This is a genomic window from Thermostichus sp. MS-CIW-30, assembly GCF_054058015.1.
Genome location: NZ_JBSRZW010000001.1, coordinates 25,399 through 39,431 on the forward strand (window position 1 = coordinate 25,399; position 14,033 = coordinate 39,431).

Sequence of the window (14,033 nt, forward strand, 5' to 3'; positions counted from 1 at the left end):
GCCATCAGGGATCCCAATCCTCGATATTGAAAGTCTCCAGGGGAACTCAGCTAGAGTGAGAAAAAAGGAGGGAGGCCGATGGCTGTATCCCGTTCACCCTCGAATGGCTCATCCCGACGAGAGCAGCAACATCCGCAATATGCCACCGACCGAGCTGCGCTCGATGAGCTGATGGTGCAGGCCCAGGAGAGGCCCCTCTCGGATTGGGTACTGGCGGAAGTCGCCCGTTTGCGCATCCGTTACCACGGCTTCCCCGGCGCCTGGGATCTGCAGCGGGATTTGGATCAAATCCTGGAACAGTGGGGCCTGAGCGAAGAAGAGCTGTTCGCCCGGACTCGCCAGATCCATGCCCGCGGCCAGGTGTACGACCGCAGCTTTAGCACGCGAGACGACTGGGCCTAGAGGCAGGCTGGGGGGCGGGATCCCTCACCCCCATCCCCTCTCCCTCTGGGAGAGGAGAGCCCGCCGCTACCTAAGAGACGTGAAGTTGCTCGGCAAAGACGGGATCCAAAGGCACATCCAGGGCGGCAATCACCTTGGTCCAGAAGTTCATGAAGCCAATCCAAGCCGATAGCTCCACCAGATCTTCATCTGACCAAATGGCTTTTAGCTGGGCAAAGAAGCTATCGGTGACCACCATGCTGGGCACGGTCATCCGCTCAGCGTACTCGATGGCCAGCTTTTCCGCCTCGGTGTAGAGGGTGCTGGTGCGGGCCTGGGCCACCGCCGCAATTTTGGCAGGGGAGGCGCCGTACTTTTGCGCCTGCAGGGTGTGGTAGGGAAGGCAGTAGTGGCGGCAGCCGTTGATTTGGGCAATGCGGATGCTGACCAGCTCCTTCAGCTCTTCAGGCAAGTTGGGGTTTTGGGTGTGCAGCGCCCCGTAGAGGTTCATCACGGCTCGCATCAGTTGGGGCTTGTGGGCCATCACCTGCAGGGGGTTGAGGGCGGTGCCGTAGGTTTTCTCCAGGCTTTCGTAAACCTTTTGCAGTTGCTTATCGGCTTTCTCTGGGGTAACAGGAGGGATCCGCATGGACAGTCTGTAAAATTGCAGCATTCTCGACTTTAGCGCGTCTGGGGGATCCGCCCAAGCCTGAGGGGCGCTTCACGGTCTGGGGGAGGGATCCCTTCTCCGCCTGAAACCAGGCACCTGCCTCCCTTCTTACTTGTCAAGGGTCAAGGATTGCCCAAGGATTGCTCAACGGCTTCCACCTGCTGCTGGGTGGCGGTAGCCCCTTGGTTGAGGGTTTGCTGGATCTGTTCCCGAGATTGGTAAATCTGCAGCGGCCCACCTTGAGGGATCCCTTGCTGGGCAGCTTCTGGGCTGGCTTGCTCTGGTCTCGGCTCCGAACTCAGCGGGTTGCGATAGAGGCGGTTAACCAGCAAAAATCCCACCAGCACCACAGCAGTTGCCACCAAAAGCCGAACCATACTCGGATCCCTTGCAAGCTTCTGATTCTAGAATGCCCTCAAAGAGCATTAGGTGGTCAGATGTCGGGCAAAGTTGCGCAAACTTCCCAGCCGGTACGGGTTGGCATTGGCGGCCCGGTGGGATCTGGAAAAACCGCTTTGGTGGAAAAGCTCTGCTTGGCGCTGCGGGACCACCTGTCTTTGGCGGTGGTGACCAACGATATTTACACCCGCGAGGATGCCGAGTTTTTGGTGCGGGCCAAGGCCCTGGAGGCAGAGCGGATCATTGGCGTAGAGACCGGCGGCTGCCCCCACACCGCCATTCGGGAAGATGCCTCCCTCAACCTAGACGCCATTCAGGAGCTGGAGCGCCGCTTTTGCCCCCTGGATCTCATCTTGGTGGAATCGGGGGGGGACAACTTGGCAGCTACCTTCAGCCCGGAGCTGGTGGACGCCTGCATTTACGTCATCGACGTGGCCGAAGGGGACAAGATCCCGCGCAAAGGCGGGCCGGGGATCACCCGCTCCGACCTGCTGGTGATCAACAAGATCGATCTGGCTCCCTATGTGGGAGCAGACTTGGGGGTGATGGAACGGGATGCCCGTCGCATGCGGGGAGATAGGCCCTTTGTCTTTACCAACCTGCGCACGGGTGAGGGGCTGGAGCAGGTTCTCAGTTGGCTGGAGCGGGAGGTGCTGTTTCGGCCCATCAAGGCCGACCCCCCCTCGGTGAGCCGCCTGTGAACTTCGGTAAGGCCATCTTGAAGGCAACCCGCCGAGGCGAACATACCCGTATTTGGGAGTATTCTCAGGCTCCCCTGCAATGGCTGGGATCCCCTGGGGAGCCACCTGTGTACTACCTGCGCAACCCCAACGGCGGCCTGCTGGGTGGGGATCGCCACCGGATCGAGATCGGGCTGGGGCCAGGCTCGGCGCTGGAAATTCGCACCCAAGGGGCAACGCGGCTGCATCCCGGCTTGATTCGGCAACAGGTCAAGGTCAAGCTGGCCCCCACCAGCCAGTTGATCTGGATCCCTCACCCGACCATTCCGGGGGCAGGGGCAGACTTTCGCCAGCAGGTGCAAATTGAGCTGGATCCCACAGCCCGCCTGGCCTATGCCGAGATCTGGACTGCCGGACGACTGGCCATGGACGAGCGCTGGCAGTTTGAACATCTTGCCAACTGCTTGCAAGTTTGGGTCACTGCTGGGATCCCATCCTCCCCAGAGGGGAGAAAACTCTGGCTGCAGGAACACATGGATCTGCACTTTCCCCATCGACAAGTCTCCGCCGCGTCGGTGCTGGGATTCCACCTCTGTTGGGGATCCTTGTATTTGCTGGGGGATTGGCCGGAGCCCCCTTGGCCGACCGTTTGCGTCAGCGGGACAGAGCCCCTACACTGGCTGGTCAAGTCTCCGGATCCCATCTGTAAGGGTTGGATTCTGCGCCAGGTGGGGCCACAGGCAGAGGCCATTTGGCGGCATTTTGGCCAGGTTGCACTACAGCTTGCTCAAGCCAAGGGTGGCTCACCCCAGGGGTGGTAGACTAAGGCTGACTCAAACCAACTGGCTGACCCAAGGCCGGGACGGAGTCTTTTGAACGCTGCTCAACGGATTCTCAGACGCTCTGTCCTCAGGGGGCGAAGTCGCTGGCTGCTCCTCTACGAGAAGGGGATGGCCCTGCTGGCCCTGAGCAACCTGTGCTTGGTGCTCTTCGACATGAGCTATGTGCCTGGGCGAGATTTTTGGCTCCAGGGTCGGGTGCAAATTTTTGGCGCCTTTGGTCCTCCCATTCCGCTGCCGATTCTCTCCGAAGAAACCAGCCGTTCCCCGGTGACCGACCTATACGATCCCATCAAAGGTATCGAGCCCAACCCCGAAACCCAGCGCTACTTGGCCTTGGTGGATGAGCTGCGCCAGGTTACCCTGCGGTTTGGCGTGGAGTCGGAAGCGGCAGCACCAATCCTGGCCCGCTTGCGGGAGCTCAGCGACGAGATGATCGAGACCAATCCCTTTCAGGGCGCCAACAAAACTGGCCAGTTTGTGCGTATCCTCAATTTGATGCGGGAGCACATCCCAGAAGCCGACTCTGCCAGAGCCGCCTTTGCCCGCTTTTGGACTGCTGAGTACTTGGCCAGCGCCGATCCCGCAGATGGAATTGAATTTTTCCAGACCCGGCTGCGCCCCCTCTTTGAGACCAACTATTTCCGCCCCATTGGTGAGAGCGGTAACCCTGTTGACTTTTTCCCGGTGCTGGATTTTCCCTTCGTGCTTCTGTTTGGGCTGGAATTTTTGCTGCGCACGGTGGCCATCAGCCGCCGCTACACCGGCGTCAATTGGCTGGATGCCATGCTCTGGCGTTGGTACGATGTGCTGTTGCTGCTGCCCTTTTGGCGCTGGCTGCGGGTGATCCCCGTCACCATCCGGCTGGGACAAGCGCAGTTGCTGGATCTGGAGCGGGTACGCGCTCAGGTGAGCCAGGGCTTTGTCACCAACTTCGCCGAAGACCTGACGGAAGTCATTGTTGTGCGGGTGATCAACCAAATCCAGGGATCCATTCAGCGGGGATCCCTGCCCCTGCTGCCGGCAGCGCGTACCCAGCGCGACTACATTGATATCAACAACACCAACGAGCTGGAGGCGATTGCCAACCTGGTTTTTCGCATTGTTCTCTACCGCGTTTTGCCCCAGGTGCAACCGGAATTGCAACAACTGCTCCGCTACAACCTGGATGGCCTGCTCAAGCAGTTGCCTGCCATGCAAACTCTAGAACAGCTTCCCGGCCTGGGATCCCTGCCTGGCCAACTGACGGAGCGCCTGGCCAACGAGCTGACCACCACCACCTACAAAACCCTGACGGGCAGTTTCGAGGATCCCGTCGGCTCCAAGCTGGCAGCGCAACTGATGCAGCGGTTTGGTGAGGTCTTGGCACGGGAACTCAGCCAGGAGCATGCTTCGGAAGAAATTCGCTCTCTCCTGCAAGACTTGCTGGAAGAGATCAAAATTAACTACGTCGAGCGGCTATCCCACGAGGATCTGGAGGAGGTGATGGAGCAAACCCGCCAGCTTCGGCAAAAGGCCCAGCAACTGGAGAAAGACCGCCGCCGATAGAGTTCGGGGGATTGGTTGACGAGGTTTCGCCAGTTCAGTAGGATAATGGTTCCAAGTCGGGCGAGTGGCGAAACTGGTAGACGCACCGCACTCAAAATGCGGCGGGAAACCGTGTCGGTTCGAATCCGACCTTGCCCATGCTCCTCAAATCTGTAGGGCTCGCCGCTTTCTGTGTTTGGTAGGTTGATCCGTCTTGCCTCTTCTCACAGGGGTTTGGTGATAGAACCAGCCAAGCCCTTCTGGAGCAGGGTGCCAGCGGGACGGAGTCCTTAGATAGGGCAGCCAGAATCGGGCTCATCCTGCATCCTAGAGATGAAGCTCTAGCCGCTAAACTGGGGAATCATGGATGCAACTTTGGAATCTTTCTTTGCCTCTGCCACCCAAATTGGGCTAGGTCTAGCAGGCTTGCTGGCTGTGCTCACCCTGCTGGCCTGGATCCGCAATTGGCCCTTGAAGTTTGCGCTGGTGGGCTACACGGCGTTTGCGCTGGTTTTAACAGCGGGATGTTTTGCCCTCAGCTTGGGGCCGATCTTTCGCTCCCGCATTCCCGGTGCTGCCCCCTACACCACCGTCTATGACCAAGGGGCGGATCGAGCGGTTATTGCTGTCAGCCCGGATATCACCCCAGAGCAACTGATCCTCACCCTGAAGCAGGCGGCCAGCGATTTGGGATCCCCGGGCCGCTTCTCCACCGGTTCGCCGGTGTTCACCTTGCGGGCCCGCACCGTCATCCATCCCGAGCCGGGAGTTTCCGAGCCGTTGCTCTTGGGCACGCTGCAACAGCCGTTGGGAAAGCGCCTGCGCACCCCAGAAGAACAACAGCAGCAGCAGATCCATCTAGAGGAAGAGGCCTTTGCCCGGCTGCGGAAGTTGGCCCAGGGTCAGGCTTCTGCCGCCTTGTCTGCAGAGGGAGCGGAAGAGCCAACCACCGGGATCCCACTTGCCCAGTCTTGAGCGCTGAGCCAGCGGCGCAGATCCTGTCCCACCCGGTCGGGGATCTCCCAGGGAAAGAGATGAGCCACGTTGGGATAGACAATGCAGGTGCAGTGGGGCAGGGCGCGGGCTGTGGCCAGGCTGCTGTTGGCGGTGATGTGGCGATCCCGCTCGCCGGCCATAAGCAGTACCGGGATGCGAATTCGGTGCAGATCTCCCTCGCGGTTGTAGCCCCGTTGCAAAGCGGCGCGCAGAGCTTGGCGAGCCTGGGGGGAGGTGTGCAGATAGGCGGGCAAGGCCATGTGCGCCAAATACCGATAGGCCGTTGGGGTCTGTTGCTGCATCAGGTAGCGGTAAAGGGAGCGACGGCCAAAGGTCTCGATGTTCCATTCCCAGCCGGGCCAAAGCCAGTTGAGCAGCGAGGCAACGCCGGTGTTGACCTGATCCCAAAAATCGGTGGGGGGATGGTTGCTGCGGGGGCAGGCGGCACTGGCCACCAAAACCAAGCCTTTTACCCGCTCCGGCAGCCGCAAAGCCAACTCCAGGGCCAGGATCCCGCCCAAAGACCAGCCCAGAACCAGACACGCCTGCCAGCCCAGGCGATTGAGCAGTAATTCCAAATCCTCCAGGTGCTCCTCCATCTCGAAGGGATCCACCACCTGCGAACGTCCATAGCCACGCAGATCTGGCGCCACACAGGGGTGGATCCCCGCCACTGCCTCTGCAAATACCGCCATGCAGTCGGCATTGCCCGGATGGCCGTGGAGCATCAAGATTGGGAGGGAGGGGATCCCTTCTCCCCAAGTACGATAGTGGAGCTGCAGGCCCATCGCGTCAGCAGTGCAGTTCCCGACTGCTGTAGGCATAACACTCTGGATAGCATCTAGACAGCAGGGTTAGGCGCTGGCCGCCTTCTTCGGAGTGGGCTGGAGCTTTACCCCGTTGGGAATGCAAATTAAGTTTTGATCCAGCACCTGCACAAACCCTTTCGAACGCAGGGATCCCAGAAGACGAGTCACCGTCACACGAGTGGCCCCAATGGCATCCCCAATCTGCGCATGGGTAAGGGGCCAGGGGAGATACATCCCTTGTTCACAGGGCTGTCCATACTCTTCGATCAACAGGCTCAAGAAGCCCTTGAGGCGATCGATGGCGCGCCGTTGGCCCAGATTTCCCAACCACAGCAGCTTCCGTTGCAGTTGCTGGCGGAAGTTTTCCTGAATCTTCTGGTGCAGATAGGGCCACTGCTCCAGATCCTGCCAGTAAAACCACATCACCGTGGTGCGATCGGCGTGGGTGCAGGCTTTCAACTCAAAGCGCTCTGGGTTGCTCAGCTCAAAAGGAAATCCAGCCGTGATGAACCCAACAAAGACCTCCCGCCGCTCTGGAGTTTGGCTGACCAGGCGCACCACTCCCTCTTGGGTGATGTACACCAATCCCGGACGAGTGGGAATGCGCACGTCTTTGGGAAAGGTGCGACAGCGGTAGTGCTCCTCGGCCCACTGGCAAAGCTCACGCCATTCCTGAGCCTCTGTTGCCGATGTGATGGAAACAAGTGACATGAGATCAACTTCCTGTCGCTCGAGCGACCTGATGGGTTTTACAGACTTTCCAGCTTTACCCGGCTGTAGGCTATGCAACGCTTCCGCGTTCGCGCCGGCGGTGCCGAGCACCTACACGTCAACGGGACGGAGTCTTAGGAAGATGGGGATGGAGAAACAGCAAGATACACACAAGAAGGCAAATACAAAGAGGAAGGAAACCGCAGGGTTTACTTTACCTTAGCTTCATAATGGCACTTGACCTCATGGGGTGACATTGTGTTCCTACTGATATTGTTCAAAAGGCTACGTCCAATAATAACCCCAAGAAGCCGTAAATTTTCAGATTCTGCCGCTGAACTCGGCTACCTGGGGGATCAGCGCAGATCATTGGGTCAGACTGGTGTATGTCTAAGGGCGGGTGTGGGGTGGCTGGGATGAACATTCTTATCAGCAACGACGATGGCATCCAGGCGGCAGGGGTGCGGTGTTTGGCGGCAGCGCTGGCCCAGCTGGGGGGGCACCAGGTAACGGTGGTCTGTCCGGATCGGGAGCGCTCGGCCACCGGCCACGCCCTGACGTTGCACAAGCCGCTGCGGGTGGATCCGGTGCGGGAGGGATTTCCTCCAGAAGTGCAGGCCTGGGCCTGTTCGGGCACCCCTTCCGACTGTGTCAAGTTAGGTCTGGACGGGCTATTGGATCGTCCTCCCGATTGGGTGATTTCCGGCATCAATCAGGGAGCCAATCTGGGCACGGATGTGCTCTACTCCGGCACCGTCTCGGCGGCAATGGAAGGGCTATTGGAAGGGATCCCTAGCCTGGCAGTAAGCTTGGCCAGTTTTACCCATCAGGATTTTCAACCAGCGGCCCAGGTGGTGCTGAAGCTACTGGAGAAACTGAGCCTGAAACCCCTGGGGGAGCCGATGCTGTTGAACATCAACGTGCCCCCCCTAGCGCTGGCTGAAATACGCGGCATGGTCTTGGCCCGCCTGGCCTGGCGCAAGTACACAGATCTCTACGAGAAACGGGTGGATCCGCGCGGCAAGGCCTACTACTGGCTAGCTGGAGAGGTGGTGGAAGAGGAGGTGGATCCCTGTTCGGACGTGCGGGCGGTTGCTGAGGGCTATGTGTCGATTACGCCCCTGCAGCCAGATCTAACGGCTTATGCTGCCTTCGATAGCTTGCAGCAGTGGGGGCTCTCGGCTTTTGGCTCTGGATTGGAGGGAGCTCTGTAGGGATTGGCGCAGTTCAGAGTCAGAGAATAGAAAGGCTATTAGGCCCTGGAATAGAAAGAAATCGCCTCTGCCAACGTGTTTAGCCCGTAGAGAGAGCGTCGGCAGTGTTGGACTACTGAGTCGCGCTGCCCTCTTCCACCGCAGGCTAAAGAAACTGAGCGAAATAAAGTCAGGCAGCACCAGGACGCTTAGAGCGGGTAGTTTTTGTTGACTTTGCCAAGACATCCCCTGGTCGTCGCAACGTCAAAAAAGGATTGATTGCCTGAATGTGGGCCTGGGGATAGGCCTGACGGACTTGCTCAACAGTTTGTTGCCAGATGGGATGCTCATCAGTCCAAATAGGATGGCGCACAATCCGCACTTCCCGCCCCCGGTTTCCCGTCCACACCGGCAGGAGAAAATCCTGAGACACTTGCTGGAAGCCTAGGTTTTCCAGCAGTGGCGGCAGTACCTGCTCCACCAAGCGCCGCCAGGGATTTTCCTGCTCTTCCCCCCAAGGGCTCTGCAAATCGACCGGTGCCCTAGCATCTCGCAGAAGGCGCGCCATATCCAAGGCTAGTCGCCAATCCAAGAGCCCGTGGTAGGCTAGGTTGGAGTAATCGCGCAAGCAGTTGTTGCAGGACGTGTCGCAGGTCTGCTGGTGCTGCAGCCAACGGAAGGCCAAACTGTTGGGTTGAGACAAGTCCTCTTGTTCCAGCAGCTTCGAGAAGACCTCCGGCTGAGCGAGGTAGAGGCAATACCCCGCGCCATTCTCCAGCTTGTCGAACAGAAAAGCCTGACCCACCACTCGGCCAGCCTCTTCCTTTGTCTGAAAGCTGGCTTGCAACTCGTCAGGATCGACATCCAAAAAGGTGCAGGCAGCCGCTCGCAACCAGAAGGCGAAGGAATACAAAGCTGCTCGCCCTTCCACAGTTGTTGAGTCAGCAAACACGCCAGGCGGCCAAGTTTGAAGGCTGACCAGCAGCACGTCAGTGCGTCGCTTAGACAGTAGGGCAATCCGATAGGTAGGGCCTATTCCTTCGAAACGTTTCCCCTGAACTTCAGGACAAACATAAGCTCCTGGCCACTTCTTATCCGCTTGTAACAGGAACCCCCCCTCGCCGCCGCGATCATTGACGATTAAAACGTCATCGCTGCCTCCCCGCAGGTGAGCGTTGCCGGTCGTTGCGGTCGTCGCTTCCGCCTTAAGTCCGTCCGCGCCCAAGGTTGGCCGACTGACGCGGGGTTGCCACTCAAATTGACCATCAAAATCCCGCGGCTGCAAGTTGGTGAAAAAGCCCCTGGGTTCCCGCGCATCAATGCAGCGGAGGGTGGTTTGCTGGCATACCGGACAGGCTTGCTTTGCCGGCTTGTGGGTAGCTGGGGGAGGAGAGCAAAGCGGCTGCTGTGGCTGGTAGTCCTCTATCATGGCTTGACAGTTGCAGCACAGACCTAGCCAGCGATTGGGTTTGTCGAGGGGCGGCACCAAGCCGGGACGCGATTGTACGCCTCTTGGGTGAGGCACCAACTCCACCAATCCGCAGGCGGTGTGTACTGCCCGATCTTTGACGATTTCCAAGCCAGGGGCAAACTGTGCAATCGCCGTATCCAAGTCGCGATCAATGGTGCCTTCGCTGGCAGACCAGCGAGTGTAAAGTAACCTCACCCGTGTGGGAAAGCCAAACATGGGCAAAATGCCGGCATTGGCCAGACGTTCGCTAAGTTGATCTTGGCTGTAGGCTTCAGACTCAGCAATCTCGCGAATTTTATTGACCAACTCCTCGCGGATGTAGCGATACAGCTCTTCCTGCTGTTCGGCTGAAATGTAAGTCTGCTGGCAAAGTTGGGCAATCACAGCTCGAATGTCTTGGGGATGGTTGTCAATCCAATCCCGAACCGACGGTTCCACTTGCCGCCAGTTTTTGGCCAAGCCAAATTCGCCGTGGACACTGGTTGCATCTTCGAGATCCGCTGCAACCGATAGATCTTGAAAAGCCTGCCGCAAGACTTCTTTGGCGACGACGCGCCGAGCAATGGTGAGGCTGCGCAGGTCAATGTAGGGCGGGGGTGGCGGATCGCCGGTAATGGCCTCAGGGCGCTGAAAGTAAAAATCGTCATGGCTGCGACCCCGGCAAAACGTAACTGCCAAGGAGACCCCGGCACCGCGCCGACCAGCCCGTCCCACCCGCTGCTGGTAGTTGAACCGTCGGGGCGGCATGTTTGCCATCATCACTGCCAGCAGGCCGCCGATGTCTACGCCAGCCTCCATAGTGGTAGTCACGCTTAACAAATCAATGCCCTGAGCCAGCGGTATTTCTCCCTCTAGGAACACTTCCTGGAACCAGCGCTGCCGTTTGAGGCGATCCTCCTTGTCGGTTTGCCCTGTCAATTCGGCAGCATTCATCCGAAACGGTTCGTTTTCAGGGTCGGAGAGGTAGGCGTAGTAATCCAAATCGCGCGGCAAGCTGCTCGGCTGCAGTCGGATGGCCTGCGGGTCAGAGCGTTTGCTGGTGTTGCGACCGCCACTGCACTCTGGGCACCATCCCCCCGCAGTGTGCAAGTAAAAGGCCCCGCATTGAGGACAGCGGTAGCCTTGAAGACCTTCGCGAGAGACGGGCACAAGGTAGAGGCGATCTGGATCCAAAACCAATCCGTTCTCGCTACGGGTACCGATTTTGTTCAACTCCCGCTCGATCTGGGATTTTAAGTCTGGCTTGCCCTGTTCCTCTAATTTTCTCAAGTATCGCTCCACGTACTGGGGTAATTCCCGCCTAGTACCCGGTCTGCAGAATTTGGAGTATCGATGCCGCTTGCGAATTCCCAATTGGCGGATAACCGCGCTGGCAACGTCTTGCAGTTCCGGAGGAACTTGAGCTGTAACATAGCCCTGTCCAAAAGACTCGATGTTTCTGACCGCATGGGCAAACAGCGTAAACATCATTTCATCAGCTAAATAGGCATCGAGTTCATCGAGGTGTCTGTTTTGCTCTGGTGTTCGGGCAGCAATTCGTGTTACTGGTTGACTTTGCCAGTTGTAGAGCTCAGTCCAGGGATGCCGATCCTTATTGACGGAATAGTAAAGGGCGCTAAAGGACATCCCGCCAGGGCACAGTCCCAAATGTAAGAGCAGGTCTGCCAGGGTGCGCCGCAAGGCAAGGAGAGGAACTTTCTCGCCGTAAGACTTGAGCATCTCGAGCCACAGTTCACGAACTTGCTCGTTGGCAGGTCGCCGGTTTTGAGTCCAAAGCAGAGCTTCTGTAGCAATGTCACCTTGCCGATTAAGAAAGCGATCCCGTGCTGCCCAATCCTCCGCCATCCCCTCAACGTCTTGTAGCAACCGGGGATATTCTCGCAACCGTTGCTGTCGTTCCTCTGGACTGGGCAACTCACAGCGCAGAAAGGCCCGCAGGTCTTGCCTATACTCCTCTGCTGATCGCACTAGCAGCAAGCGCACCATATCGCGATAGTGATCCATTTCCATACCGGCGGCTAACTTGGCTGCGTCCTGGCGGCTATCGGAAAAAACCACCAGCTTGCGGGATTGCGGTGTTGGCATTTCCCGCAACAAAGCTCCGGCAATCACCTGACAGGCTTTTTGGAATCCAGTGCGGTGCACGCGCAAAGGAGTGGGATAGGCCTCACGGAGAGCGCGATCGGTATCGCAGCGAGGGCAGCGGCTCGGCAAGGCGGGCTGATTCCCATCCCCCTCTTTCACTTGGTACACCCAGCCGGGAACCTCGCCTTCTCTAGGGGGGCTTTTATCTTGTCGGAGTTCACCAGTAGCGGGGTTGAGCTTGGCTTCAACCCACCCCCGCTTCGCCTTGCCAGCAGTCCACTCCAAATATTGCGGCTGGGTCGCCCAAGGTTCCGGGTCGTGGGGCAGGGGCCAAAAAACGCGATAATTCCCAGACCTCTGCGTAAGGTTCACCAAATCAGGAATGCCTTCCAAGTCAGGTTGATCGGGAGTGAGGATAAGGGACTCGCCGGATTGGTATGCATAGCCCCCCAGGAATACCTCCCCGCAAACTTCGCAGACGATCAAGTCCAGGACACGCGCCCCGCAGTCGCAACTGAGACGGTGTTGGCTGTGCAAAGCGCCAATGGGTGAAGGCGGCTGGTTGTTCTCCGGAGAGCGTTGCGCAACGCTGCAGTGAGGGTTGCTGCACGCCCAGAGACCTTGCAGGTTGTGAAAGAAAAGGTGACCGCGCACGGGCTGGGGCGATCGCCCGTCTTCTCGCTGAGCTACCGCCGTCGCCATCAACAATCCTCGCAAGGCCTCGGAGACCAGACCGCCTTGGGGCACGGCCGCCCCCGGGAACAGTTGCTGGTCAACTTTTTGGATGGGGGTGGCGCGCACGCTGCCACTAGCTTGCCGACAGGCCTCCCGCAAGGCATCGCCAACCTTGAGTTCTTCGAGGCACTCCCCCAAAGCCTGCTCCAGTGGTTTTGAGCTGGGATCGCCCCCCAGCTCTTGCACCAGCTTGGTCAGAGCTTCTTCGGGGATAGGGAGAGGTCGCAGGGGCTGGAGGGGATCCGCCTGCACATCTCTGGCAAATTGAGCAAAAGCAACTTGATACTGACGCACTCGCGCTGGGGCTTCGGGATCCGGAGCAACTTGTTCTCCAGCGATCACCGCAAAGTTATCGCGCCCAAAAAACTCCCGGAGAAACCGGCGGCCCGCCTCGCCCTCTTCCAAGCTGGCGCTGGTCGCCAAAATTTGTAGCTGTTCTGAGTTGACTGTTAGCCCCAAGCGGTACAGCAGCAAGCGCAGCAAATAAGCTACTTCTGACCCTGGTGTCCCGCGATAGGTGTGCAACTCATCCACAATCAGCAAGAATTTATTACCTCGATCCGCTTGCAACCACGCTTTCGTTTGCTCGAACATCCCAGCCTCAATTTGCCGCATCAGCATAATGTTGAGCATGGAATAGTTGGTAATCAGGATATCTGGGGGATGTTCTTGCATGTCCCAGCGTGAGCGCATTTCTCCCCCATCTAAGCGAGGGAAATAAAATACTAAATCCGAATCTTTATCCGAATTCTTGTTCCGAACAGCAACTCTTCCCTGCTGCTCCTGAAGATCTCTCAATAGCTTGGCCAATTCTTTGACCTTTTCAGGGGTCTGACGACCGGGGAGGGGTGTCTGTCCCGTATAGCGACCGAAGGTGATGCGATTGCCGCCGCGCTCGCGATCGAGCCAGGCATGGGTTTCCGGACTGTCCAACACCTTGCGCAACCGTCGCAATTGATCCTCCACCAGAGCATTCAAAGGATAGAGAATCAAGGCCCGTATCGCCGCCGGTCGTTGTTGCCCTTGGCGCTGTGGTACCCACTTTGGATTGTCTTCCTGCTGCCACCAGAACGTATCGCCACTCTGAGGGGACATGGGATCCCAGGTACGGGATTCCCGGGCAAGGTGGGCTAGGATTGGCAACAAGAAACACTCGGTTTTGCCAGAACCAGTTCCCGTTGTTACTACAATATCCTTCTGGTTAACGATGGCTGCCTTCAAACTTTGCCATTGGTGCTCATACAGCGGAAAGTTTGGAAATAAAGACTGGCCTAGATGTACCAAATCTTCATAACCAGCGGGTAAAGCTTTCGCTGCTTCCTCAAGGGTTTTGCCAGAAGAAGGGTAGAGTGGTGTAGGCTCCAATAGGGGAGGAGTACTAAGCAGAGCATTCTCAGGTCTGTACTGCAAGTGGCGATCCCGCTCGGCGCTAAGAGCAGGGTAACGTAAGGGAAAAGCACTTCTAATGTAAAGCTGGTAGATTCGATCTAACCGCTGATAGATACCGACGAGGTCGTACATGGTTTTTCCTTTGCCT

Annotated in this window: 11 protein-coding genes and 1 tRNA gene; 7 read left to right on the forward strand and 5 right to left on the reverse strand. The window is 58.1% G+C overall.

Annotated elements, in window-relative coordinates:
• Window positions 1–78 precede the first annotated feature (78 nt).
• A complete protein-coding gene (locus tag ACVWXW_RS00145) occupies window positions 79–402 on the forward strand; it encodes a DUF3288 family protein (RefSeq protein WP_457402092.1) in 324 nt (107 codons plus the stop codon).
• 70 nt (window positions 403–472) lie between these two features.
• Here ACVWXW_RS00145 and ACVWXW_RS00150 read toward each other — a convergent pair whose 3' ends face one another.
• Window positions 473–1,030, reverse strand: a complete 558-nt coding sequence (locus ACVWXW_RS00150) for a carboxymuconolactone decarboxylase family protein (RefSeq protein ID WP_414352218.1) — start codon at window positions 1,028–1,030, stop codon at window positions 473–475.
• Window positions 1,031–1,173: 143 nt separating this feature from the next.
• Window positions 1,174–1,428: a hypothetical protein gene (locus tag ACVWXW_RS00155; RefSeq protein ID WP_041436298.1), complete on the reverse strand. Its 255-nt coding sequence runs from the start codon at window positions 1,426–1,428 to the stop codon at window positions 1,174–1,176.
• Window positions 1,429–1,488: 60 nt separating this feature from the next.
• Between ACVWXW_RS00155 and ureG the strand changes: the two genes are divergently transcribed.
• From ureG to ACVWXW_RS00180, 5 genes are all read left to right on the forward strand, one after another.
• Window positions 1,489–2,151 carry an urease accessory protein UreG gene (ureG, locus tag ACVWXW_RS00160; protein WP_011432513.1) on the forward strand — a complete coding sequence of 221 codons (663 nt, stop codon included), beginning with the start codon at window positions 1,489–1,491 and terminating at the stop codon, window positions 2,149–2,151.
• On the forward strand, window positions 2,148–2,951 hold the full coding sequence (locus tag ACVWXW_RS00165) for an urease accessory protein UreD (RefSeq protein ID WP_457402093.1): 804 nt from the start codon (window positions 2,148–2,150) through the stop codon (window positions 2,949–2,951). Before ureG ends, ACVWXW_RS00165 begins: the two co-directional genes overlap by 4 nt.
• A 51-nt stretch (window positions 2,952–3,002) precedes the next feature.
• On the forward strand, window positions 3,003–4,517 hold the full coding sequence (locus tag ACVWXW_RS00170) for a hypothetical protein (protein WP_457402095.1): 1,515 nt from the start codon (window positions 3,003–3,005) through the stop codon (window positions 4,515–4,517).
• 58 nt (window positions 4,518–4,575) lie between these two features.
• Window positions 4,576–4,655, forward strand: a tRNA-Leu gene (locus tag ACVWXW_RS00175).
• Between the two features lie 204 nt (window positions 4,656–4,859).
• Window positions 4,860–5,471, forward strand: a complete 612-nt coding sequence (locus tag ACVWXW_RS00180; protein WP_414343408.1) for a Ycf51 family protein — start codon at window positions 4,860–4,862, stop codon at window positions 5,469–5,471.
• On the opposite strand, the gene ACVWXW_RS00185 is transcribed toward ACVWXW_RS00180, so the two are convergent.
• The gene (locus ACVWXW_RS00185; RefSeq protein ID WP_457402097.1) at window positions 5,399–6,316 is read right to left on the reverse strand and encodes an alpha/beta fold hydrolase; all 918 of its coding nucleotides are present in this window, start codon (window positions 6,314–6,316) and stop codon (window positions 5,399–5,401) included. The two genes, ACVWXW_RS00180 and ACVWXW_RS00185, sit on opposite strands and share 73 nt — an antisense overlap.
• Before the next feature lie 30 nt (window positions 6,317–6,346).
• Entirely contained in the window at window positions 6,347–7,012 is a 666-nt protein-coding gene (locus tag ACVWXW_RS00190; RefSeq protein ID WP_011432518.1) for a Crp/Fnr family transcriptional regulator, read from the reverse strand.
• A gap of 416 nt (window positions 7,013–7,428) precedes the next feature.
• Here ACVWXW_RS00190 and surE point away from each other — a divergent pair, with 416 nt between their 5' ends.
• Window positions 7,429–8,226: a 5'/3'-nucleotidase SurE gene (gene surE / locus ACVWXW_RS00195; protein WP_011432519.1), complete on the forward strand. Its 798-nt coding sequence runs from the start codon at window positions 7,429–7,431 to the stop codon at window positions 8,224–8,226.
• A 169-nt stretch (window positions 8,227–8,395) separates the two neighbouring features.
• Here the strand turns inward: surE and ACVWXW_RS00200 are convergent, their stop codons facing one another.
• A complete protein-coding gene (locus tag ACVWXW_RS00200) occupies window positions 8,396–14,017 on the reverse strand; it encodes a DEAD/DEAH box helicase (protein ID WP_414388537.1) in 5,622 nt (1,873 codons plus the stop codon).
• Window positions 14,018–14,033: the final 16 nt, after the last annotated feature.